This window comes from Paenibacillus alkalitolerans, assembly GCF_016482785.1.
Lineage (GTDB): Bacteria > Bacillota > Bacilli > Paenibacillales > YIM-B00363 > Paenibacillus_AE > Paenibacillus_AE alkalitolerans.
Genome location: NZ_JAEMXM010000001.1, coordinates 117,852 through 140,480 on the forward strand (window position 1 = coordinate 117,852; position 22,629 = coordinate 140,480).

The window sequence follows — 22,629 nt, forward strand, 5'->3', positions numbered from 1 at the left end:
GCGTTTGCTCAGATTATCAATTATGGGGCGAGTTACGCCGTAATTTGGTTGTTCTTAAAAAATTCGATACGATTGCGGGGTGGACTTGGCCGGAAATCGCCCTACTATATAGCATCGGATTATTCACTTATGCGATCGGCGCTTCTTTCTCATTCGTACAGATGCGGGAGCTTGAAGGACAAGTGAGAAGCGGGACGTTTGACGGTATTCTTACGAAACCTGTGAATCCTTATCTTTATATGATTTGCAGGGGCTTTAACTTGGGTTATATCGCGCATGTCTTCATTTCCGGCATCGTGCTCCTTTGGGCTCTATCTCAGTTACATATAGAATGGACATGGTTTAAGGTCGTTTATTTTTTGTTGGCGCTTCTTAGCGGTTCGATGATTCAAGCCGGGTTGATGTCGGTCATCGGCGCCTGTTCGTTTATATGGATACGTACCGGCTTTTTGTTCAGTCTGTTTTTTCGGTTAAAAGATTTTATTTCGTATCCGATATCCGTCTATGGAACTTTTATACAAATCATCTTGGTTTTTTGCCTGCCGTTCGCATTCGTCAACTTTTTTCCAAGCGCATTCTTGCTTTCCAAACAAACGCCGCTCATTCCCGAATGGGGGACGTGGTTTGCGCCGCTGGTCGGACCTGTATGCTTTTGGATTGGTTATAAATTTTGGATGTATTGCGCCGATAAATATCAGGGTGCGGGCGGTTGACATACAGTTCGGTCCGGTTATACCGGCAAACGGCTGGCGACAAACCGGTGCAGCCGCCTCACGCCTTCCGCGATCTCCTCCTCATTCAGCTTGCCGTAACCAAATACGATATTATTCCGGTGGCGTCCTTTGGCGATCGCGTAATCCTCGAATGAGCTAAGCCGGACACCGAACGATTCGGCTTCCGCCCAATTGAGACAGCCGTACGGTTCCGATGGAAAGACGACCTGCACGTGCAAGCCGGTTTCGTCTCCGCAGATGTCTGCATCTTTACCGAAATATCGCTTCATTTCTGCCTTCAGGTGGAAGAGTCTATTCTTGTATACAGTTTTCATCTTGTGGATGTGCCGGTCAAAGTGGCCATTCTCTATAATCCGGGCTAATGCTAGCTGGATGATCGCCGGCGATGACAGATTCAACTCGGTTTTCACGCGAACAAAGGTATCGACCAACTGCGGCGGTACAGCAAGAAAGCCTAGCCGAAGCCCTGGCGACAGCGTTTTGCTGAATGTCGCGGCATATATGACACGGGAAGGGGCGAGCGCCTGAAGCGGTGGTACCGGGACGCCCTTATGCCGGAATTCGCTGTCGTAGTCGTCTTCCACGATGTAATGACCGGCGGCTTCCGCCAATATGACCGCTTGCTGCCGTCTCTGAATCGACATGATGCTGCCTGTCGGGTACTGATGGGATGGAGTGACCAACAGCAGTCCGCGCGGTTCTGCGGGGGCAATGCTGTCAACTTCCATTCCTTGTCTGTCAACGCCGACCGGACGGATAGTGTAACCCATTCGACGAAAGATGTCCGGTATGAAATCGACAGTCGGGTCTTCGACATATACGGTCAGAAACATGGGTGAGCAAGCGGAAGCAATGAGCAGAAAGCCTTCCGACGACCCGGATACGATGAACAACTGATCGGGGCTGCAGCGGATGCCTTTGACACGGAACATATAGCGGGCGATTGCAGCCCGCAATTCCGGTTCGCCCTGGGGATCGCCGTAATTAAACACCTCGTCCGGTGAGTATTCCGTCACTTCACGAACATATTTCCCCCACAGCTTGCGCGGAAAGAGCCTCAGATCGGGTGTACCGCTATTGAAGTCGATAATGTCCTGCCGCTCTTTCGCACGATTGGAAGGATTATGCTGAAGCATGGCCGCCGGTTGATTAGCACCGGTACGGATATGAATACCTTCGGCGATATAAGTGCCGGAACCGACGCGGCTTTCCAAATACCCCTCGGCCGTCAATTGCTCGTACACTTCAATTACGACATTCCGCGCCACCCGCAGCTCCTGCGAGACCTTCCGCGTCGGAGGGAGCCGCATTCCCTGCCATAGCTCGCCGGTTTCGATCATATTCCTCAAGTGAGCGCACAGCTGCCGTGTGATCGAACCCACTGCGGGATTTAGTACGAACCCGAACATGCAATGCAGCACCTCCAAATTGTCTCCTTCAAATTGGTTCCTCAAAATTGAATGGAGTTGGAATTAAGCTGTACCAATCATTCCTTATTATACTAAACGTGAAGGATGGATATAAGAGGAGGATGTAAATCCTGAAAAGGAAGTTGGGAAGATCGGGTATCGAAGTGGGGTATTCAATATCGGTTGGGAGGGCGGGGGACCTCACTAAATATATGGTAGGATGGAGGTAGCTAGTCCCTACGAATTTCCAAAAATGTATAGCTCTGCGCATGTTATATCCTGTATATTGGTAATGGGATTAGTTATAAAAAGAAGAACGATTGAAAGTCCATAGCAGTAATAACGCGGCTTCGTTCAACTAGATCGCATCTGAAATTAAAGTTAGGAGGTTTCTCAATTGAAAGCAACCAACGAGAATGGTGTGATTATATCTCAAGTCGAAGTTGAACGATCTCTCGGAGAATACGCTGAACAAGCGGTAGCTTATCGAATTGAATATTTGAGTGATGGTTACAAAGTGGTTGGTTTTATCATAAAACAAAGAGAAATCAATGGAAAAACCCCGCTTTTAATCTATAACCGTGGTGGAGCAGAAGAACGAGGATTGATCAACCATAATGTTCTCATATTTTTATCTTACTTTGTAAGGAAGGGATTTGTCGTTCTAACCACACAATATAGAGGAAACGACGGTGGAGAGGGACAAGACCGATGGGGTGGTGACGATATAAACGATGTACTTAATCTCATGCGTGTAGCAGAAAAGTTAGATTATGTGGACATGAGTAAGAAGGTGATGCTTGGCCAATCGAGAGGCGGGTTAATGACATATTTAGCGCTAAAGAAAAAGGCAGAATTGAATGCTGCGGTTGTTATAAATGGTCCAAGCAATATGATAGATTTGTACTATCAGAGGGAAGAAGTAATGAAAGAAATACTGGATCGTCTTGTAGGGGACCCCGTGCGAGATAAGAAGGAGTATACGGAGCGGTCCGCCATCTACTGGGCAGAGGAGATCAATGTTCCCGTACTAATAATCCATGGAGAGAAGGATTTGATGGTACCGGTAAGTCAAGCGAGGGAGATGATCAAAAAATTAGAAGAATATAAAAAAAAATATCGGTATCTCGAATTGTCTGGGACAGGACATTTTGTAAAGGATAGATGGGAAGAATTGAGGAAAGAAATCATCGAATTTTTTAATGACTATATAACGTAAAACGGCGAGTGAGGATTGGATCAGTATTTCGAAGAAGTAGCTGACATCCTATTACACCGCATTCATGCATCGGGTCGGTTTCGCCGCCCCTCGGTCCACACGAGGTATTTCGTAGAAGCGGATCAAGCTGACAACCCTGTACCGACTAACTGCACAAGCGCAGCCGCTCACTCCGTTCGCTTTAGTCGGTGAGGGTTCTGAATGCAAGAGACGTTAGCTAATCATTGCAATGTTCATATTAAATGCAGCTTAAGGAGGCACTATGAAAACCTATATATATTTTGTTAGACATGCGATTTCTCCATTGTCATTAGAAAACGAAAGGATAAGAGGATTGTCTGAACAAGGAATGAAAGACTCTGAGCGAATCGCAGAGATCTTGAAAGATGAGGGAATTGATTTTATATGTTCGAGCTCGTATGTACGAGCAATTGAGACAGTTAAACCATTAGCTGATCTCTTGAATAAAGAGATTAGACTATTTGAAGAATTAATAGAACGACCTATTGCAAGTTTGAAATATGAGATTGAAGTAGAAGCATTATTAAAGGGCATTGAAAAGTCGTTTATTGATATAGATTATTGCTTACCAGAAGGGGAAACGACAAGGCAAGCCCAGGAAAGATCAATACCAACGATAAAACAACTCCTTGCAGAATATAAAGGAAAGAAGATAGCGATTGGAACTCATGGGAACATCATGACAATAATATTAAAGTATTTTGAGGACAGTTTCGGGTATGATTTTTGGAAACAGACTACAAAACCAGATATTTACAAACTAGAATTTGATGGAGTCGAATTAATAAAAGTAGAAAGACTATGGAAACCTGAAGGCAAAGGCAATGACAACAGCTAACAATGTGTTTACGCATCGGGGGACAACCCTCCTGGGGCAGATCATGGTAAAAACAAGTAGGTCTTCTTTATCCGAACTTCAAATAACCCGCGGAGCGGTTTAGTTCAACACTAACATTCACGCTCCGAGCCTGGCAGCCCTCTGTTCGCAAGAGGCATTTCGCGCAGCAAAGACATTTTGAAGGAGTAGATTCAATGAAGATCGGGTTTTTGATTATCGATATGCAAGCAATCTTTTTGCAGGACACATTAGAAAAGAAGATTGTAGACAGAGCCTGTGAATATATAAATTATGTATCCGATATTGTCCGTTCTAGAGATCATTTGGTTATACATATTCAGGATGTAGAAGGAATGGAAGAAGCAAATAAAGAGTTGTATAATTTTTTATACCACAAATTCATATTAAGAATAATGATCTAAAGATGACAAAAGAATATTCGAATGCATTTTGGAAAACAGAACTGGATCAAATTTTAATATCTCATGGTGTTGAATTAGTTATCATTTCCGGGTTTGCAGCAGAGCATTGCGTCTTATTCACTTATAATGGAGCAAAAGAAAGAGGGTTTGAACCTATACTGTTACAACAAGGTATTCTAAGTTCGAATAATGATGCAATAGTCTCAACTTACAGAGAAAGGAACATGATTTCCTACCCCGCGATTAAATATTTAGCAAATAAATAAGGTTCTCAGCGCCGTAGATACATATCGAATAAAAAAAGGGAGAGTGCAATATGTCTGTTACCATCGAAGATAAGGAATCTTTTACAGTTATCGGGAAGTTAGGAAAAGGTCTTTCATCCGAAGGTTACAAGTGGATTCCAGCTATTTGGCAAGAGGCAAAAAGTAATTTTGCCGAAATTCGTGAATTAGTAAAGAAAGACAGTGAAGGTAATTTAGTAGGAATTTGGGGGGCTATGAGTGATATTTCGGAAAGATTTGAACGTTGGACAGAACGAGGCAAATATTTAGCTAGTTGCGAAGTGTCAGATAACTCCGTTGCTCCAACAGGATGGACTAAATGGGTCATCCCTCCATATAAATATGCGGTTATTGGATGCAGTCAAGATACATATCAAGAAAAATTTAATTATATGCTTAGTGAATATCTTCCAAATAATGGTTACTCGATCGTCGGGGCCGTTCATGAATTTTACAACCCCAAAGAGACAAATGGAAACTTATATTTGTATTTTCCGATAGAAAAAAACTTGTAGGATAATCCATCCATCTATATCTCCAACATTAAAGCGGGTGAAAAAATGGTTGTATTGATATCGGCAATAATATTTTCTGCATTAATTGGTATTGTGATTGTTTTCCAATTTGCGTTAGCGGCAGGAATGCCTTGGGGAAGTTATGCAATGGGAGGGAAGTTTCCCGGAAAATATCCGCCAACTATGCGTGTCGCCGCTTTAGTTCAGATCATTATTCTGATATCAATAGCTTCAATAGTGCTTAGTAAATCAGGTCTTGTGTTTCCTGATTGGCGCTCGTTTACCAAAATAGGTATTTGGTTTGTTGTTTCTTTTTCTGTTCTCGCTACAATACTGAACATAATAACAAGAAGCAAATGGGAAAGAAGAATTTGGGCACCTGTATCTTTGCTGCTGCTCATTACAAGTATAATTGTAGCTTTCGGATAGCTATAAGTTCGTACCGGAACAGGCCGCTACACAAAGGAGGATCAATGAAGTCACCTTATAATGCGATAAAAATCAATAATATAACAGGTAACATTAGGGAAGACGTATACCAATTTTTGGTTATAAACAACCGTCCTCAAACCGCAGAACATTGCATGCTGGTAGGAGATGAGGCAAAGAGAATCGCAGAAATATTCAATGTTAATATTGAGGCGGCAGAAGTTGCCGGATATTTACACGATATAAGTGCAGTATTTGCAAATGAGGTTAGAGTGCAGGTCGCTCAAGAATTGGAGCTGGAAGTTTTGCCGGAGGAAAAGATATTCCCCATGATCATACACCAAAAGATATCCAAAGCGATGGCAAGAGATATATTTAACGTACAGTCGCCTGAGATTTTAGATGCCGTCGGGTGTCATACAACACTAAGGAAGGGTTCAACAATCCTGGATAAAGTGTTGTTTGTTGCAGATAAAATAAGATGGGATCAAGCCGGCAATCCGCCATATTTGGGTGAAATATTGAAAGGGTTAAATCGATCGCTTGAACATGCGGCGTTTGCATACATAAATTATTTGTGGAACGAGCGGGAGAAATTGAGAGTAGTTCATCCTTGGTTAAGAGATGCATATTACGAACTAAAGGAACAGTTGGGTTAATTGTTATCCGAGTCGGGGAAGGACGATGAACGGTGGGACATATCGCAGAAACTCTGTTTGAAACTAAAGATCAGATGTTAATATCACTGAGATCCCCTACAGTATCTGATGCTCCAAGATTGCATACATTCGTCAAAGACCTTCTTAGCTCTGAGCAAGAGTACCTCTTAACTACACCGACAGAGTTTCATTTGACAGCAGCACAACAAGCAGAATGGATCGAAAAGTTGTATAAACAAGAGAATAGTGTGATCATCATTGCAGAGAAAGATCAATCGATTATCGGGCTCTTAGATTTTCAAGGAGCTCGTAAGAATAAAATGGCGCATGTCGGATCTTTTGGATTGAGTGTTCGGAGCGGCTATAGGGGTCGAGGTATTGGAAGAGTCTTGATAAACAACCTTATTGAATGGGTTAATCAACGAGAACAAATAGAAAAGATTTGCCTGGAAGTATTTTCAAATAACGCAGCTGCGATAAAACTATATAAGTCAGTCGGATTTATAGAAGAGGGCAGACAAGCGAGACAAATTAGATTAGAAGACGGGAGGTATCTGGATCTTATACAAATGGGTTTATTTGTTATTCGCAATTGAAAAAACCTTCGCTAGCTGAACGAAAAAAAGCCGGAGTCACCTCCGGCTTTTCGGTTTTTTACGCGCTTATTTCACGAAATCTTCATGCGGTACCGGCAGCTCTTTACCTTCCGCGGCGGAACGCTCCGTCGTCTCAATTACAGCGATATTCCGCATCGCCTGCTCCGGTTTTACAACCAGTTCAACCCCCTTATATAGGTGGGCTGCGATATTCTCGTAATATTTATGGCCTTGGTCCTTCTCGCATGCGACCTTCGTTTCCACCTTCACACCGTTTATTTGCGAGAACAATGTCAGCTCGCCGTCAAAGATGTTCGTATCGATAATGGCGCCCTTAGTTCCGAGCACTCGAACGTGGGGCTTAGGCGCGTGAGCGATACTCGATATTTGAATGTGGGTAACGGCGCCGTTTTCCATGTGGATAATGCTGTCGACTTGATCTTCGTTGGAAACCTCATGCCAAACGCGATTATGGATAAAGCCTCTGACCGATTTGATCTTCCCCGGAACGACTCCTAGCGCATAATCGATCAAGTGGGCTCCCCAATCATAGAAAGCTCCGCCGGAAATTTTCTTGTCGGAACGCCACCAGCTGCCGGGAGCATTATATCCGCCGAAGGAGAACTCCATATGGAAAATATCCCCGATGATATCTTTGGAGATTAAATCTTTCAGCGTCAAGTACCAGCCGTCCCAGCGCCGGTTATGGTATACGGACAGCATTTTGCCGGTTTCCCGGGATAGTCGGACCATGTCATAAGCATCTTCCGTGAAAATACACATCGGCTTTTCCAATATGCAGTGTTTGCCGCTTTGCAATATTCTCTTACCGAGATCGGCGTGCGTGTTATGCGGAGTAATGACTGTAATAATGTCAACGTCGTTCCTGGCTATGAGCTCGGCAGGATCGGTAAATGTCAGTATCTCCGGGAAATCCTGCTTCGCTTGCTCCATTCGTCCGCTATCCAGGTCGCAGGCCGCAACGAACCGTATTCCGTTATTCATCATTTGCTGAGCGTGCTGCTTTCCCATGTTGAAGGCGCCGCCATAACCGATAACGGCACCGCGCAATGCTGCCATATTGAGATCATCCCCTAGTCAAGTGCAAATTAATTTCCTGTCTTAATGTAACCACAAACGCTTTATATTCGCTATGTCCTAAATGGCAACAACATGAACAATCTGGCTATCATTTTTATTGGCGTTATCCTTCGGGCAAGTTTCTTTGTTGGCGCCAATGAGGGAAATAGGGACCGTATTCGGTACGTTAATGGGTGTGTTTATTCTTCAAGAACGCCAAGGATCGAAGAACATAGCTTCATCAATAATGATCACGATAGGCGTAATACTGTCTGGAATGTTCACCGATTAAGTAAATACGGTTGTGATAATTAAAAGTTGGGAATGAATACTTATATCCTCAATTGAAGTAGACGGTGAGTAGAAATTGAAAGTTGAAAACATATCCGTACGTCAATTTGGCGTTCTTGTCATTTTGTATACCATCGGCACTACAATCTTAATTATCCCATCGGGTCTTGCCACATTAACTCGACAGGATGCTTGGATTGCATCCATACTCGGATTGGGACTCAATATGTTATTGGTTTTGTTCTATAACAATCTGAGCCGCCGCTTTCCCGATATGACTTTGGTTCAGTATAGTGAAAAAATTTTGGGGAAATGGCTGGGAAAGCTGGTTTCCCTTTTTTTTATTTTCTTTTCGTTTATCGGTGCTGCAACCGTATTATTTTATATGGGTAATTTTATTACGACGGAAGTGATGTCCGAAACGCCGATACAAGCGATCAACGTGTTATATGCAATGATTGTTGTAATGGGTTTGCGCCTCGGACTTGAAACATTGGCTCGTGCGGGAGAAATATTATTCCCTTGGGTGTTTGCAATATTTTTTGTTTTGGCGGTGTCTCTATTGCCGGAGATCCAATTATATAAAGTGCAGCCCGTCTTTGAGGCTGGGGGCAAACAGTTATTATATGCCGCGTTGTCTGTAACCGGTACCGCTTCGCTCCCGTTCATCGTGCTGTTCATGATATTCCCGGTGAATGTTAACGACAATCAAAAAGCAAGAAAAGTCTTTATTAATGCGACATTGACAGGAGGTATTTATTTTGTAGTCATTACATTTTTGTGCATTACGGTACTTGGAGCCGATTTAACGGCAAACCATTTGTATCCCAGCTATGCTTTAGCCAAAATTATAAACATTGGGCAGTTTTTCCAACGGGTCGAAGTTCTTATAGCGGCGATTTGGTTTATTACGGTGTATTACAAAACAACATTTTACTTTTACGGATTTGTAGTAGGGATCGCACAAGTATGCAATCTTTCAGATTACCGACCGCTGGTTTTGCCTTGCGGAATGATTTTAGTCGTATATTCTCTTGTTGTATATCCGAATGTCGTTTATGCGGCAAAGTTCGATTCTATGGTTTGGATCCCTTTTGTGATGACGTTTGGCTTGCTAATGCCGTGCATTTTACTCGTGATAGATGCTCTCCGGAGAAGAAAGAATACGAAATCGTGAACTTGATGGGGATTTATTTTGCCATTGGAGGAAACAATATCCTAAACATTTAGCTTTAGTCGAGGTTCATCATATGAGCAGCTTTATCAAAATGTTCAAGAAAACATCAAAGCAACCGCCATTAAAGCCAACCATACAACCGCAAAGCCCGCAGGGTAAGGAACCGATTGAAGCTTCGCTCGCGGCAAATTTGCAGAAGGTAAAGCAGGCGACGGGGAATAGCGGTGATGTAATCATCCGGGAGTTCGAAATAGGCGATTCCGGGCAATTGAAGGCTGCTGTCATCTACACGGACGGTTTGGCCGACAGCAAGGCGATCTCCGACTTCATATTGGAATCGTTCATGTTTGACGCTAAAGAAAACGGGTTGCATATAGGCGAAGAACCATTCGGGCAAGATGTTTTGAAACGTATAAAAAGTTCATCTTTAGCCATTGGCGAGATCAAGGAAGCCACTGACTTCGAAATGATATTAAATGCCGTACTTTCAGGGGATACGGCAATTTTAATCGATGGACAAAGCGTTGGTATTGTTAGCGGAACGAAGGGATGGAAGGACAGAGGCGTAACGGAGCCTTCCTCGCAGACGGTCGTCCGGGGACCGAGAGAAGGTTTCTCGGAATCTCTTCGTACGAACACCGCTCTTATCCGCCGGAAAATCAAAGATTCAAATCTTTGGCTGGAATCGATGCAAGTCGGCCGTGTCACGAAGACAGACGTCGCCCTCATGTACATCAAAGGTATTGTCAATGACGAGGTGCTGCAAGAGGTTCGTACGAGACTGCAACGAATACAAATTGACGGTATATTGGAGAGCGGGAATATTGAGGAACTGATTCAAGACGATACCTTTACGCCTTTTCCTACGGTTTTCCACTCGGAGCGTCCGGATACGATTGCAAGCGGCTTGTTGGAAGGACGCGTTGCGATTCTGGTGGACGGCACTCCATTTGTGCTGTTGGTACCAGCGCTATTCGCCCAGTTTTTTCAGGCCAGTGAAGATTATTACCAGCGTGCGGATTTCGCCAGCGTTCTGAGAATTGTGCGTTACATATGTTTTTTTATCGCTTTGATGGCGCCGTCGCTTTACATTGCGATCACCACCTTTCATCAAGAGCTTCTGCCCTCGGGACTCTTGATCGGGTTAGCAGCGCAACGGGAGGGAGTGCCTTTCCCGGCTTTCGTCGAGGCGCTGCTCATGGAGATCACATTTGAAATATTGCGGGAAGCCGGGGTTAGAATGCCCCGTGCGATCGGTCAATCCGTTTCCATCGTGGGGACGCTCGTCATCGGACAGGCGGCTGTCGAAGCGGGATTAGTTTCGGCCGCCATGGTCATTGTCGTTGCAATTACTGCCATATCAAACTTCGTCTTTCCGGCTTTCAACATGGCCATTTCAATAAGGATGCTGCGTTTCCCGCTCATGGGACTTGCAGCATCGTTCGGCTTATATGGAATCACGATCGGATTGATCGCGCTCATATTGCATTTATGCAGTTTGCGTTCCTTTGGTGTTCCGTACATGTCTCCGTTTGCTCCGTTCATAGCCACAGACCAAAGGGATGCCATTTTCCGTTTTCCATTATGGAGTCTTTCTTCCCGGCCGCGGTTGATCAGCCAAAAAAACATTATTCGGGAAAATACCGACCCGCCGTCGCCGGAACGCGGAAAGTGACGCCTTGCCGAGAAAAATGTTTTGAACATCAGGGGAGGTCATAATGAGACGAACTGTCGGATTGGTTTTAATTATCCTTGTTTTCCTATCCGTAATGACAGCTTGTTGGAGCCGGAGGGAATTGGATGAGTTGGCGATCGCGGTTGCTCTCGGAATCGACAAGAAAGGCGACCGATATCAGGTCACGGCGCAAGTCGTCAATCCAAGCGAAGTTGCTTCGGGAAATAAAAAAGGCGGAGGAGGATTGGGAGCCCCGACTACCACGATTACGGCAACGGCGGATACGATCTTTGAGGCGCTTCGAAGAATGACGGTCAAATCGCCAAGGAGAATATATGTGGCACATTTAAGAATGCTTGTCATCGATGAAGATATCGCCAAAGAAGGAATCCGAAAAATTCTGGATTTTATGTCCAGGGGTCCGGAATTTCGTACGGATTTCTACATAGTAATCGCCAATGGGGTATCGGCTGAAAAAATATTACGTGTGTATAGCACCCCTCAAGAAATTATCCCTGCCAACAATATGTTCGCATCGCTTGAAACCGCGGAAGAAGCGTGGGCGGGGGTAGCGAAAGTAACATTGGACGAGTTGATTGAAGATTTGAAAGCGGCAGGAAAACAACCGCTGCTCACAGGCGTAGTTCTTACAGGCCGAAAAGATTCGGAACAATCGGAAACGAAAACAAACGCAGAGAAAATGAAACCGATTTCGGTTATAAAGTTCCAAGGTATGGCGGTTTTTAATGAGGATAAGATGTCCGGCTGGTTAAACAGTGATGAAACCTTGGGCTATAACTTCATTCAAGGGAAAATTAAGAATACCGTAAAATCCGTTTCCTGTCCGGATGGAGGTAAACTGGTACTTGAGGTAATTCAATCGGAAACGCAAATGAAAGGGAAAGTCGTGAACGGTCAACCGCAGATCGAAATCGAGGTCAGAACCGAAGAAAATGTGGCGGACGTTGAATGTAAAATCGATCTCATGAAACAGGGAACGATTTATGAATTGCAGAGTAAAGAGGAAGAAAAAATCGACAAGTTTATGAAACAGGCGATTAAGAAAGCTCAAGAATTTCGTTCCGATATTTTCGGCTTCGGCGAAGCGATCCACAGAGCTGACCCCAGAGCTTGGAAAAAACTGAAGAATGGCTGGGATGATCATTTTGCAGATGTAAAAGTAAATACCAAGATTGATGTAAACATACGTCGATTAGGTACGATTATGCAACCGCTGGAAGGCAAACCAAAGGAGTGAATATCCGTGTCCGGAATTGCCTTTATTATTGCAGCTGCCGTTATCATCGCGATTATCGAAGTTCCTGCGATGTTGAAGAAGAAGCTCAAGAGAGATCTGACGGTTTTTTTTATTCTTCTCCTGTTCGGAACGACAACCGCCATTCTCCAGAGTCTTCATGTGACTTTACCTAATCCTTTGGATTGGATCACTTTCGTATATAAACCTGCAAGCGACGCGATTCAATATTTATTGAAATGAAAGGGCTAGGCCACTGGCCCAGCCCCGTTTCTTTTATTCGGCTGCTTCCTCGTCTTCTCCGGTTTCTTCCTCGACTGCCTCTTCCGCCGCCTCTACCGTTGCTTCGTCAGAAGGTGAGATTTCATTTTCGTCAGCAACCATACAAATCCCTCCAATATAATCTTAGACTTCTGTCTAAGTTATTTAAAATATATTGAAAAGGTTTACATTTTAGTACGGGTGCGGATGAGGCAAGAATATAAAAACTGTTCAACCATAAGTTGAATACGGGAGTTATTGCGCTGCAACCGGCAATTGATTGGAAACGTGTTGGATTGATGATAAGTTGGATGTATCATAGCGCGCTCTGGTATAAATCCAATCTTTCGAGGAGGAAGAAAGCATGATTGATGTTAGGAAAATAGGCGCATTCATATCGGAATTGCGAAAGAGCAAAGACATGACTCAAGTGGAGCTTGCCGATCAATTGAACGTGAGCCACCAAGCTGTTTCCAAATGGGAACGGGGCGAATCCCTGCCGGATATCGGAATCATCCCGAAGCTGGCAAAGATGTTTAATATTACGGTTGATGCATTGTTAAGCGGAGGAGAAGCGGAAGATGCTGCTAACGATGAGGGAGTCGGCGCCGCTGTCGAAGGTCTGGCGGAAAACCGACCGGAGCAATTTGCCGACGCCGTTAATGAAGGCAAAATTGAAGTGGAAGAGCTTGTGGAATTGGCTCCTGTGTTAAAATCAAGCGTTCTTAATCAAGTGACTGAACGTTTGGATCAACACCGGATTACGATTCATCACATCGTCGGGCTGGCTCCCTTCCTAGGAAAAGAAACCCTAAGTAATCTCGTAAACAGATTGATAGAAGGTGAATTGGACGCTGATACAATATCCGGCATTGCGCCGTTCCTCGATAAGGAGCATCTCGACCGGTTGTTGAATCATGCGGGGGCCGGCAGCCTGAATTGGGATGTTGTCCAGAGATTGGCTCCCTTCGTGGGGAAAGAGACGTTGACCAACCTTGTTCAACGGGTCGTTGACGGAAATATCGATGCATCGCGTCTGATAGGATTGGCCCCGTTTCTCGGTCAAGACAATATCGATAAGCTAGTTGAGCAAATCGAATTGGAAAATCTGAACCCTGAATTACTGACCGGATTGGCGCCTTTCATCCACAGAGATACGTTAAACAGGCTTGTCATGCGCTTCGTGTGAACTTTGTCCGAACCTTCTCTTTTTCTAAAGCATATTATGCTTACAGAAAATAATAGGAGGTGGGACAAATGGATAAATTTCTGACCTATTTGGGAGGGATCATAGGCGGTTACACCTTGATTCAAACCGAAGTTTCGGGAACAGTATTGTCCAGTTTGGAACCGATCTTTGATATTGTCGGCGCCGTATCGATGATTGTATTTGCAACCGCATTCATTGTGCGGGGTGTCCGTTCGCTGTTGGGGAAATAGAAGTTATCGAATAAATGGATCAAATAGGGAGAAACCGTTGGAGTTTCTCCCTATTTGGATTTGAACAAACTGATTTTACATAAAAATCACATTTTTTTATCAGCCGATTTTATAAATGGTCATTATAATTGAATGGATTTGATACCAATGAAGGAAGGAAATATAAGTGAGAACGGGAGAAATCATTTTCTTAGGACTTAGCATGATCGGATGGGTTTATATTTTGTTTTCACGCAAACCGCTTCGTACATGGACAGGACGGTTGCTTGCGGCAAGTACCTTTGTTTCGTTGGCGTTCCATCTCTTATTCGAGGGATTGAGATGGCAGATGGTACCCGCATATAGTTTCTCGCCGGCAGCGGCAATCGTCATATTATTACGAAACACTTCGTTCGTGAGACGTACGGCCCGGTTTTGGATCGCTAAGACTTTCGTTGCAACTGTATCATGCTTGTACGGCGGGATAGCCTTGCTTCTTCCGATTGTGCTGCCCGTATTTGAATTTGATTCTCCTTCCGGACAATATTCCGTCGGGAAAGTATCCTACCATCTGATCGACAATAATCGGGAAGAGATATTGACGGACTTGCCCGGCGATCGGAGGGAGTTGATGATTACCGTTTGGTACCCGGCTCTTACTCCCAACAATAAAGCAGACCGTTCGCCATATATCGACCGTTGGTCAGAGATGGGCAAGGCGCTTTCCGGACAGTACGGAATACCGGATTTATTATTTACGCATTTACGGCAAGTAAAAACGAACTCTTACTCCAGACTTGAAGTTGACGATCGGGAAAGGAAGTATCCGGTTGTTTTATTTTTACATGGGTTCCCGGGAATGCGCGAGACCAATACGTTCCTGGTGGAGGAACTGGCCAGCCACGGTTACATAGTCGTAGGTGTAGACCATCCGTATCATTCGATTGCGACGGTGTTTCCGGATGGAAGGTCGGCGCTTCTTGACAAAAACACGCCCAACATGCTCGACATCGAAGGTTCCGATAAATTCATTAGGGACGTCTGGGTGCCGGATTCCAGATTTGTAGTCAACGAGTTGATTACAATCAACGGTAAAGACCGCTACGGGTTGTTAACCGGAAAAATGGACCTGGAGCGCATAGGTGCGGTGGGACATTCATTCGGGGGAGCGGAAGCGGTGCAACTGCTTGTCCTCGAAGGCAGAATAAAGGCTGGTATCAATATGGACGGTACGCTGTTCGGCAGCGATTTTCCTGCAGAAGGATTACATAAACCGCTATTGTACATGAATACGGACGACGATCGATGGGAAGAAGGGCTTCGTCTGCCCCCACCGCCGAAGGATATTCTCGAACAGTTAGGGATTACGGCTGAACAGTTCGAGCAGCTCAAAACTACGATTGCCGATAGGAGAAAGAGCATTTACGAACATGCACATATCCTTACGCTGCATGGCGCAAAACATATGAGTTTTTCGGACTATTATTTGTGGAGCCCATATCTTGCCTTAACGGACGGAGTATCCCCGAAAACGCAGCACAATATAATCAACCTGTATACGGTGGCGTTTTTCGACCATTACCTGAAACTAAAGCAGAATCGGTTGACCGATTATCACGGAAACGACTATTCGTTTCAAACAGCGCGAATCGAGTAAGCCGAAAAGTGATTTTTTGCTAAAGATGCCCTGCCAGCCCAATAGTCGGCATAAAGATTAATAAGGCTGATTCGAGGGGGTAGGAAAATGCAGCTGTTTTATACGGTTCGAGCCGGCGATTCGTTATTTCTGATTGCAAGAAGATGGGAACTGCCGATCCAATCTTTGATTGCGGCGAACAATTTGACTCCGCCGTACACGATTTTTGTCGGGCAACAGCTATCGGTTCCGCCTGGAGTGGATAGGGTGAGAGTTGAGCCGGGGGATTCGGTATACCGGATTTCTCAATCTTTCGGAGTTCCCGCATCGGTGATTATAGAGGCGAACCGTCTTCAACCGCCGTACGTCATTTATCCCGGTCAACTTCTCAAAGTTCCTCCGGGTGTACCGTATTATGTCGTTCAGCCGGGGGATACGCTGTTTGAAATTGCTCACCGGTATAACGTAATAAGCGGGGGGCAGGCGGCGCCTGAATTGATCCAACGGTTGAATAGGCTTCCTACTGTTTCGATTACGCCCGGTATGAGGCTCGCCATCCCATACGCCCCGCCGGGTGACGGGGGTCTGATAGCTTATACGACGGACGCAGCAGGAGAGTTCGATATATGGTTGTACAACCCCCGGAATGGTGCCGTTATACGTCTTACATACGGATTGGCCGATACTTTTTCCGTACCTGTTTGGTCACCGGATAGCAGAACGATCGCTTTCATCGGAAGGAACCGGATTATTTTTGTAATTGATGTCAATACCGGCGCCGTTGCCAGCATAGATCAAGTGGGAGAATTGCCTCCGCCCGGGCTTGACTGGTCGGCGGATAACCGGACATTGGCGTATGTAAAACAAGACGCGATCGTACTGTACGATATTGTTGCACACCGGTCTCGTACGATACCGCAGCCGGGCGTCTCGGAAGTGCAATGGTTCCCAATCGGCGACGAACTGCTCTTCGAAGCGCCCGATGAATCGGGAACGAGCCAGCTGTTCCGCATACGCACCGACGGAACCGGCAAGAGGCAGATCACCAGGAACACGGGCGGGCTGCTTCATAACATTCGGATTTCTCCCGACGGTTATTTTGCGCTATATACTACGCCTGGAGTAAGCATTTCAATCATTCATACCGTAGAAATCGATACCGGCAACGATTTCGAGGTTCCGGGCGGACCGCTTGCCAAAAATTATTTTCCCGCATGGTCGCCCGACTCGACAAGAATTGCTTACAGTGCAACGGCTTTCGAAGACAGAGGGTACTTCTCGCTTATACGAATTGCCGGGAGCCGCGGAGAAAACGACAGCACTTGGGCGATCTCCGATTGCTTCGCCACTCCCGTCGATTGGTCTCCGGACGCCAAGAAGGTCGTGTATCTTTCCGGCTGCAACGGCGGAGGCTTTGCGAGCGAGATATGGTTATTCGATACGTCTCATCCTGTTCCCATACGCCTTCTTGCAGGTGGAAGGATTACGGCTGTCCAATGGTCACCGCAACCGATCGCCGGTTTACCTAAGAAAACATATACCAATCCGGTATACAAAGTTTCATTTGAGTATCCGGCACATTGGCGGAGGGTAACGGATGAGAGGTATGAAGGACCGGACGGATTTTTCCAAATATCCGCTATATCAGCCGGATCGGACATCCAAGAGGTTTGCCGGAATGAAGCGTTTCACCCTTTAAGGCCGTACGGGTCGCAGCCGCGAATATCTCCTGCGGTCATACGGGGCCAGGAGGCTTGCTATATTTTCCCGTCACCGGACCAACCTGCCGAAATGCGGGGCCAAGCGGCTCTCATCGTCCGGTATCCCCGGCCGGTTGTTATTGAAGGGCAGACGTACAACTACTTCATCTTATGGGCCGATCAAATGCATATTAACGAAATCTCTGCAACATTAACATTTTTAAATACAAAAAATTTTCCATAAATTGTGAACCTTTTCCATGCCTAGTACGTTAGTAGTATAGGACATACATACTGCCGTTTTAGGAGTGGAAAGTAATTGAAACGAATAGTGTTGAAGCGTGCCAAGTTGAGGATTATTGCAGTTCTTGCGTTTTCGATGCTCGTCGCTTGTTCGAGCGGAGGCGCTCCCAAACAAGTGCTCGCGCCATTGGCCGAGGGAGAAGAGGTGACGATCAAGGTAACTTATTGGGACGAGAACATATTTTATCAGCATTTCGGAAACTTGTTCATCGCTCAGCATCCGAATATCGATATCGAGGTCGTATCTACTAGAGGCTTGTACAGCCCCGATAAAGACCGGTCCGAAGCGATGAAAGAGCTAATTGAGAAAGAGCAACCGGATGTCCTGTTGTTAGACGATTATTTGTTAGAGCCCCTTATTAAAGAGGGGATGCTGTACGAGCTTGATCCCGTCATGGAACAGGACGGATTCGCGCTTAAGGGAATACTTCCGTCCGCCATTGAGAAAATACGCCGGCATGGGGATGGGAAGCTGTTCGGTTTGGCGCCGACCTTTTCAAGCTATGTAATATATTATAATAAGTCATTGTTCGAGGAGCACGGCGTACCGCTGCCGAAAGACGGCATGACGTGGGAAGAGACGCTGCAGCTGGCGGAACGGTTTCCGGTGGACGGGTCCGAAGAAGAGCGCGTTTACGGTTTGGAAGCATTCGGTGGTTCTACATACTATTACTTTTTACGCTTTGGCATGGATCAAGGTCTTTCCTATTTGGATACCGCAAACAAGAAGGTAACGCTGAATACGGATTCTTGGAAGCAGGCTGCGGAAACTGCGCTGCGCTTCCAACGTTCGAAAGCAATATACGTGGAGAAGCCGTTTAACCCGAAACAGGGGGAAACATATGACAATCATTTGCGCAGGGATCCCTTCTTGACCGGCCGGCTTGCTATGAAGATGACAGGCTCCTGGTATATGAACCAACTGAAGGAGGCGAAAGACCGGTTCGGGGAGAAGTCCGCATACGAATGGGATGTGGTCACGATCCCGGTGCATCCCGACAATCCTACGGAAACGAACTATTTTAATTTGTCGGATATTTTCAGCATTAACGCAAAATCGGCCAATCTTCGCGCCGCATGGGAGTTTGTGAAGTACGTCAACTCGGACACGATGGCCAAGATTACGGCCCGCTCTCCGATATTCGGCGGGCTTCCCGTGCGAACGGAACATATTCGGAACGATGAAGGGAAACATATGGAGGCTTTCTACAGCTTAAAGCCGAGCACGAAAGATACGTATGCCGATTACGGCGAGCTTCCGAGATCGTTTTTCGAAGAGTCGGATAAGATTTTGCCTAAACATTGGGACGCGTTGGTCAAAGAAGAAGTAACTATCGAGGAAGCATTGCGTTTGATGGAAACTGAATTACAGGCCGTGCTTGACAAAGCGATTGAGAATGTGGAGAAGAGCGGCGAGGAAAGCGGTGAAGGTTCCGAAGCCGGCGCTTGAATGTTTTGAGACCGGGAGAACTGGCGCTCCCGGTCTCATTTGTTAGTCTGTCAGCTTTATCGTCTAGTTGCATCCCGCCGCCCGTCCTGTTCCAGAGTGAAACACGGTGGTTCACGGATGAATCACGTTGTGCCGGAATGGAACAAGAGGCGGAGTGCGCGGCACGCTTGTTCCAGAGTGAAACACGGTGGTTCACGGATGAACCACAGTGTCGGAATGGAACAAGAGGCGCAGTGCGCGGCACGCTTGTTCCAGAGTGAAACACGGTGGTTCAAGGATGAACCACGTTGTGCCGGAATGGAACAAGAGGCGGAGTGCGCGGCACGCTTGTTCCAGAGTGAAACACGGTGGTTCACGGATGAACCACGTTGTGCCGGAACGGAACAAGCGAGATTGGGCCTGTTGAAGCAACTAGGTATGTTAAATAGCGATACGCGCCAACGAGAAGTTCTAACGATACTGTCGTCAAGAAAGCAGCTTAAGGGATAACTTCCCTCCCGCGCCTTTGCTTGGGCTACGTCCTCCATCAAAACAAAAACATACTATTCTCCATCGTCCCGATGGATAATCCAACCTGCTCACGCAAACGGGCGTCCGCTACGACGGCAATCAAATCAAGCAAGTGTTTACAACCTGGTGAAAATGCGATCGAAATAATTCCAACGGTGAGTAGTCATTGATTTACCGTCTTGCTTCCGGTGGTTTCGTAATTGCGCCGGCGTGCCGCCGCTGAATTATTCGGTTACGGTTACGCCGCCGATTAACGCTTTATGAAGCTCGGTTCTCCAATTACCCAGCTGCCTGTCATACACGCCGAACCCAGCGGCGAACTCCCAGTAAGCCCACGGAATATTTCTCTTCTCGGCTTCGCTTCGGACAAATTCCGTCCATTTCACACGAGATGCCATATCCGACTTCGAATAAGCGCCGAATTCTCCCAGCCACAATGGGCGATCGTTTTCCTTCGCCCATGCGGCCGCTTTATCGAAATCCCGGACGACTTGTTCGGGACCGGCCGGATTTTTATCGGGAGACAATGAATGATAGTCTTCAAACCAACGCTTTACCCAATCAATCTTGATGGCGGCATCCGCGGGCGTTACCTGAGAATCGGGAGGTCCGGGCCATGTTACTCCCGTAGTGCCGACCTCCGGACCGCCCCATTCGGCCCCTTGATGAGTGTATAGGTACGGATCGTAATAATGAAATGTAACAATCGCATTCTTCTCTTCCTCGGGTACGGATAAGCTTGTCAATCCGCGTATTCCGCCCCAATCGGACGTGCCGATAATAAGCGTCCGGCGCGTGTCCGTCATACGGATTTCGGCAATCGTGTCCGCCAGTAGATCGTTCCAAGCGCGCCAGGAAAGGTTCCCGTGCGGCTCATTCAACGGTTCAAAGTAAAGAGAGAGGGGGCGATCTTTATATCGGCCGGCGATTTGTCTCCATATGCCGATAAACCGATCCTTATGAGCTTCGGGTGAGTCGAACAATTCATCATAATGATGTACATTGATTACAACGTTTAATCCTTGTGATTGGGCCTGGTCTATAACCCAGTCGATCCGTTCGGCGAACGCCTCTTCTATTGTGTAAGGGGGTTCAGTTGCGGCATGGGATGACCATTTGATCGGGACGCGAACCGTGTCGAAACCGCCTTCTTTGATAATTTTAAAGTACGATTCCTGCAGCGTAACACCCCATTGTCCTTCGACAGGTGCCTCCAGCGCATTTCCCAGATTTATGCCTTTGCCTAGCTTGTCAGCCTGCAAGAAAGGATCCGGCATCATGTCACTCTCCTTTACGGAGTCAGCGGGGAAACAGGAAGTTAATAACAACAGTATCAAAATGAACGACTGCAAAGGAAGGTACTGTTTCAAGATTCTCAATACCGCCACCCCGCTATGCCAATATTCACCTTCCACATTATTGTAAGCGCATCCAACATAATTTGTAAATAACTTTCGAGCGCTCCTTTTTGGTATACACCGCTTTATAGATAACACGAAAAATAACAAATATTGTTATGTATAACTTTATGTTGCATTAACTAACCCCAATGTTGACGTGGAGTAAATTACCCATTATAGTAGAAATGCCTAACAAAAACCTAACATATTTAAATGCGTGTTCTTGCGTTGACAAAATTGGAGTGATAACGGTTGACAAAAAAAGTGACGATGCAACAAATTGCCGACCATCTCGGGGTCTCGAAATTTGCAGTCTCCAAAGCTCTCTCCGGCAAAGCCGGCGTGAGTGTGAAAACTAGAGAACGCATCTTTAAAGCAGCCAAGCAACTCGGATATTTTTCACGGAAGCATGATAGGTTTAAACAGGCACCGGCAATATCAAAAGCATCCTCCACAGGAGTTGTTGTGGTATTGTTTCCCGATGTGCGCTTTCAGACGCAGGAGTCTTCGTACTGGGCGCCTATTGTGGAAGGGATAACACATGAACTGACAAATAACGGTTTGGATATGGTGGCTATTACGGAGCTTGTCGGCGACAATGCGATAAATGTTATTAATCCGGCAAGCATTGACGGCACAATCAGCGTCGGACCTGTGAGCAACGCGTTGCTGTCGGAGCTTGGAAGATGGGGGTTGCCGCTAATAACGATCGATAATGAAACTTCCTCGGATGCGGAGACGGACTGTCTGTTTACCGATAATTTTAATTCCGTTCGCCGATTAACCGATCAATTAATCGGTGCCGGTCATCGATCCTTGCAATTTGTGGGAGACGTTCGCTATGCCAGAAGCTTTTATGACCGGTGGTTAGGGTTTCGTTCTTCTTTGGAAGAGCACGGCATCCCGTATAGTCCGGAACAAGGCCTTATTCGGCTTAGCGAGAGCAGCTTTCACAACTTCGAAGAATTGGTCGGGATCATATCCGGACTAGTTCAACGCGATGCGCTCCCTGGCGCGTTCGTTTGCGCATGCGACAAAATTGCCATGATGACGATTGAAGCGTTGCGCAGTCTGGGTCTGAGCGTTCCTTCCGATTGCTCGGTAACCGGTTTTGACAACATCGAAGAGTGCGCCAAATTCACCCCTATGCTGACAACGATCGATGTACCGAAGCAATGGCTCGGAATTCGCGCCGTTCAAATGCTGCTTTGGAGAACGCGGTTTCGCGAAGCGCCTCCGGAGAAAATATATGTTCCAGCGGAGATCGTAAATCGAGAGTCGACCTCCATTCCCAAAATAAGAAAGATAGCCGATATGTCGATTAATGTTGAAAATTGTTAAAAGAT

The 22,629-nt window shown here is 46.1% G+C and carries 23 protein-coding genes; 20 read left to right on the forward strand and 3 right to left on the reverse strand.

Annotated elements, in window-relative coordinates; genetic code table 11:
• Nucleotides 1–44: 44 nt before the first annotated feature.
• Nucleotides 45–713, forward strand: a complete 669-nt coding sequence (locus JET16_RS00545; protein ID WP_199613631.1) for an ABC transporter permease — start codon at nt 45–47, stop codon at nt 711–713.
• A 17-nt stretch (nt 714–730) separates the two neighbouring features.
• On the opposite strand, the gene pdxR is transcribed toward JET16_RS00545, so the two are convergent.
• Nucleotides 731–2,143, reverse strand: a complete 1,413-nt coding sequence (gene pdxR / locus JET16_RS00550) for a MocR-like pyridoxine biosynthesis transcription factor PdxR (RefSeq protein ID WP_199613632.1) — start codon at nt 2,141–2,143, stop codon at nt 731–733.
• Nucleotides 2,144–2,540: 397 nt separating this feature from the next.
• On the opposite strand from pdxR, the gene JET16_RS00555 reads away from it, so the two are divergent.
• The 8 genes from JET16_RS00555 to JET16_RS00585 all read left to right on the forward strand — a co-directional run bounded on the left by JET16_RS00555 (nt 2,541) and on the right by JET16_RS00585 (nt 7,126).
• A complete protein-coding gene (locus JET16_RS00555) occupies nt 2,541–3,362 on the forward strand; it encodes an alpha/beta hydrolase family protein (protein WP_199613633.1) in 822 nt (273 codons plus the stop codon).
• A gap of 262 nt (nt 3,363–3,624) precedes the next feature.
• A complete protein-coding gene (locus tag JET16_RS00560) occupies nt 3,625–4,221 on the forward strand; it encodes a histidine phosphatase family protein (protein ID WP_199613634.1) in 597 nt (198 codons plus the stop codon).
• A 194-nt stretch (nt 4,222–4,415) separates the two neighbouring features.
• The gene (locus JET16_RS30720; protein WP_325176575.1) at nt 4,416–4,643 is read left to right on the forward strand and encodes a hypothetical protein; all 228 of its coding nucleotides are present in this window, start codon (nt 4,416–4,418) and stop codon (nt 4,641–4,643) included.
• A gap of 2 nt (nt 4,644–4,645) precedes the next feature.
• A complete protein-coding gene (locus JET16_RS30725; protein ID WP_325176576.1) occupies nt 4,646–4,909 on the forward strand; it encodes a cysteine hydrolase family protein in 264 nt (87 codons plus the stop codon).
• Between the two features lie 50 nt (nt 4,910–4,959).
• Nucleotides 4,960–5,442 (forward strand): GyrI-like domain-containing protein, encoded by a 483-nt coding sequence (locus JET16_RS00570; RefSeq protein WP_199613635.1) that lies wholly within the window; start codon nt 4,960–4,962, stop codon nt 5,440–5,442.
• A 45-nt stretch (nt 5,443–5,487) separates the two neighbouring features.
• Nucleotides 5,488–5,871, forward strand: coding sequence for a hypothetical protein (locus JET16_RS00575; protein WP_199613636.1), 384 nt, complete (start codon nt 5,488–5,490; stop codon nt 5,869–5,871).
• Between the two features lie 44 nt (nt 5,872–5,915).
• Nucleotides 5,916–6,530, forward strand: a complete 615-nt coding sequence (locus JET16_RS00580; protein WP_199613637.1) for an HD domain-containing protein — start codon at nt 5,916–5,918, stop codon at nt 6,528–6,530.
• Nucleotides 6,531–6,562: 32 nt separating this feature from the next.
• Entirely contained in the window at nt 6,563–7,126 is a 564-nt protein-coding gene (locus JET16_RS00585) for a GNAT family N-acetyltransferase (RefSeq protein WP_199613638.1), read from the forward strand.
• A 66-nt stretch (nt 7,127–7,192) separates the two neighbouring features.
• Here JET16_RS00585 and JET16_RS00590 read toward each other — a convergent pair whose 3' ends face one another.
• A complete protein-coding gene (locus JET16_RS00590) occupies nt 7,193–8,206 on the reverse strand; it encodes a Gfo/Idh/MocA family protein (RefSeq protein WP_199613639.1) in 1,014 nt (337 codons plus the stop codon).
• A gap of 367 nt (nt 8,207–8,573) precedes the next feature.
• Here JET16_RS00590 and JET16_RS00595 point away from each other — a divergent pair, with 367 nt between their 5' ends.
• The 10 genes from JET16_RS00595 (at nt 8,574) to JET16_RS00640 (ending at nt 19,862) form a co-directional block, all read left to right on the forward strand.
• Entirely contained in the window at nt 8,574–9,674 is a 1,101-nt protein-coding gene (locus JET16_RS00595; protein WP_199613640.1) for a GerAB/ArcD/ProY family transporter, read from the forward strand.
• Nucleotides 9,675–9,747: 73 nt separating this feature from the next.
• Nucleotides 9,748–11,349, forward strand: coding sequence for a spore germination protein (locus JET16_RS00600; RefSeq protein WP_199613641.1), 1,602 nt, complete (start codon nt 9,748–9,750; stop codon nt 11,347–11,349).
• 43 nt (nt 11,350–11,392) lie between these two features.
• Nucleotides 11,393–12,607: a Ger(x)C family spore germination protein gene (locus JET16_RS00605; protein WP_199613642.1), complete on the forward strand. Its 1,215-nt coding sequence runs from the start codon at nt 11,393–11,395 to the stop codon at nt 12,605–12,607.
• 6 nt (nt 12,608–12,613) lie between these two features.
• The gene (locus JET16_RS00610; protein WP_199613643.1) at nt 12,614–12,847 is read left to right on the forward strand and encodes a hypothetical protein; all 234 of its coding nucleotides are present in this window, start codon (nt 12,614–12,616) and stop codon (nt 12,845–12,847) included.
• A gap of 382 nt (nt 12,848–13,229) precedes the next feature.
• Nucleotides 13,230–14,054, forward strand: coding sequence for a helix-turn-helix domain-containing protein (locus tag JET16_RS00615; RefSeq protein WP_199613644.1), 825 nt, complete (start codon nt 13,230–13,232; stop codon nt 14,052–14,054).
• A gap of 68 nt (nt 14,055–14,122) precedes the next feature.
• Nucleotides 14,123–14,305, forward strand: coding sequence for a hypothetical protein (locus JET16_RS00620; protein WP_199613645.1), 183 nt, complete (start codon nt 14,123–14,125; stop codon nt 14,303–14,305).
• A 166-nt stretch (nt 14,306–14,471) separates the two neighbouring features.
• Nucleotides 14,472–15,941 (forward strand): alpha/beta hydrolase family protein, encoded by a 1,470-nt coding sequence (locus JET16_RS00625; protein ID WP_199613646.1) that lies wholly within the window; start codon nt 14,472–14,474, stop codon nt 15,939–15,941.
• 87 nt (nt 15,942–16,028) lie between these two features.
• Nucleotides 16,029–17,864 carry a LysM peptidoglycan-binding domain-containing protein gene (locus JET16_RS00630; protein ID WP_199613647.1) on the forward strand — a complete coding sequence of 612 codons (1,836 nt, stop codon included), beginning with the start codon at nt 16,029–16,031 and terminating at the stop codon, nt 17,862–17,864.
• A gap of 75 nt (nt 17,865–17,939) precedes the next feature.
• A complete protein-coding gene (locus tag JET16_RS00635; RefSeq protein ID WP_199613648.1) occupies nt 17,940–19,373 on the forward strand; it encodes an ABC transporter substrate-binding protein in 1,434 nt (477 codons plus the stop codon).
• A gap of 117 nt (nt 19,374–19,490) precedes the next feature.
• Complete coding sequence (locus JET16_RS00640) at nt 19,491–19,862, forward strand: hypothetical protein (RefSeq protein ID WP_199613649.1); 372 nt, start codon at nt 19,491–19,493, stop codon at nt 19,860–19,862.
• A gap of 245 nt (nt 19,863–20,107) precedes the next feature.
• Here the strand turns inward: JET16_RS00640 and JET16_RS00645 are convergent, their stop codons facing one another.
• Nucleotides 20,108–21,163, reverse strand: coding sequence for a glycoside hydrolase family 5 protein (locus JET16_RS00645; protein ID WP_199613650.1), 1,056 nt, complete (start codon nt 21,161–21,163; stop codon nt 20,108–20,110).
• Between the two features lie 372 nt (nt 21,164–21,535).
• Between JET16_RS00645 and JET16_RS00650 the strand changes: the two genes are divergently transcribed.
• Complete coding sequence (locus JET16_RS00650) at nt 21,536–22,624, forward strand: LacI family DNA-binding transcriptional regulator (protein WP_199613651.1); 1,089 nt, start codon at nt 21,536–21,538, stop codon at nt 22,622–22,624.
• Nucleotides 22,625–22,629: the final 5 nt, after the last annotated feature.

Coding starts and splice junctions, on each gene's coding strand:
- JET16_RS00640 (WP_199613649.1), top strand. CDS start 19,491: ATGAATCACGTTGTGCCGGAATGGAACAAGAGGCGGAGTGCGCGGCAC.
- JET16_RS00645 (WP_199613650.1), bottom strand. CDS start 21,163: ATGATGCCGGATCCTTTCTTGCAGGCTGACAAGCTAGGCAAAGGCATA.
- JET16_RS30720 (WP_325176575.1), top strand. CDS start 4,416: ATGAAGATCGGGTTTTTGATTATCGATATGCAAGCAATCTTTTTGCAG.
- JET16_RS00630 (WP_199613647.1), top strand. CDS start 16,029: ATGCAGCTGTTTTATACGGTTCGAGCCGGCGATTCGTTATTTCTGATT.
- JET16_RS30725 (WP_325176576.1), top strand. CDS start 4,646: ATGACAAAAGAATATTCGAATGCATTTTGGAAAACAGAACTGGATCAA.
- JET16_RS00570 (WP_199613635.1), top strand. CDS start 4,960: ATGTCTGTTACCATCGAAGATAAGGAATCTTTTACAGTTATCGGGAAG.
- JET16_RS00600 (WP_199613641.1), top strand. CDS start 9,748: ATGAGCAGCTTTATCAAAATGTTCAAGAAAACATCAAAGCAACCGCCA.
- JET16_RS00580 (WP_199613637.1), top strand. CDS start 5,916: ATGAAGTCACCTTATAATGCGATAAAAATCAATAATATAACAGGTAAC.
- JET16_RS00615 (WP_199613644.1), top strand. CDS start 13,230: ATGATTGATGTTAGGAAAATAGGCGCATTCATATCGGAATTGCGAAAG.
- JET16_RS00605 (WP_199613642.1), top strand. CDS start 11,393: ATGAGACGAACTGTCGGATTGGTTTTAATTATCCTTGTTTTCCTATCC.
- JET16_RS00560 (WP_199613634.1), top strand. CDS start 3,625: ATGAAAACCTATATATATTTTGTTAGACATGCGATTTCTCCATTGTCA.
- JET16_RS00575 (WP_199613636.1), top strand. CDS start 5,488: ATGGTTGTATTGATATCGGCAATAATATTTTCTGCATTAATTGGTATT.
- JET16_RS00590 (WP_199613639.1), bottom strand. CDS start 8,206: ATGGCAGCATTGCGCGGTGCCGTTATCGGTTATGGCGGCGCCTTCAAC.
- pdxR (WP_199613632.1), bottom strand. CDS start 2,143: ATGTTCGGGTTCGTACTAAATCCCGCAGTGGGTTCGATCACACGGCAG.
- JET16_RS00620 (WP_199613645.1), top strand. CDS start 14,123: ATGGATAAATTTCTGACCTATTTGGGAGGGATCATAGGCGGTTACACC.